Here is a 623-nt window from a genome sequence, read left to right as displayed (position 1 = left end):
CAGCGGTCGTTTTTTTATGGGTATTTAGTAAGCAAGCTAATAAATGCTTTGACAACGGCTGCCTAGGCAGTAATATTTTGCAACCACTGCCTAGGCAGCTATCTGGATGATTTCTTGAAACATTTCAGCCCCGACAATTTCGATTCCAGCCTGATCGGGCTGCTGGTCGGTCGTACCAATGCGCTCAAAGACCGCATGCTCGACAAGTACCTGCTGCCTTATGACGTGACGTTCGCGCAGTTCAAGGTGCTGATCATCATTGCCCAGTTCTCGACCGACACCCCTGTGGAATTGTGTCGTCACCTGTCGCTGGACAGCGGTTCGATGACCCGCATGCTCGATCGTCTGGAGCAGAAAGGGCTGGTTGTGCGCCAGCGGTCAGCGACTGATCGTCGCCAGGTGCGCCTGGCGCTGACGGAGCAGGGGCAGGCGCTCTCTGACCTGCTGCCGCAGATTGGTGCGGACGCCATGAATGACACCTTTGCCGCGCTCGACAGTGATGAGGTCGAGACCCTGACAAGGATTCTCACCAAGGTACTGGTGGCCGCCGATGACCACATCACCCTGACTCGTCTGAGCTTCAACCCCAAAGCTAAAAGCTGAGCGGCAGACCTGTCGGCAGG

General features: G+C 56.0%; 1 protein-coding gene. It reads left to right on the top strand.

Annotated elements, in window-relative coordinates:
• Nucleotides 1-114: 114 nt before the first annotated feature.
• Nucleotides 115-603 (top strand): MarR family winged helix-turn-helix transcriptional regulator, encoded by a 489-nt coding sequence (locus tag ALO64_RS04510; protein WP_004659671.1) that lies wholly within the window; start codon nt 115-117, stop codon nt 601-603.
• The last annotated feature ends 20 nt before the right edge of the window (nt 604-623 follow it).

This window comes from Pseudomonas meliae (assembly GCF_001400515.1).
GTDB classification, from domain to species: domain Bacteria; phylum Pseudomonadota; class Gammaproteobacteria; order Pseudomonadales; family Pseudomonadaceae; genus Aquipseudomonas; species Aquipseudomonas amygdali.
Note: the sequence above shows the minus strand (reverse complement) of the source record. Positions and strands in the feature narration are given on the sequence as shown.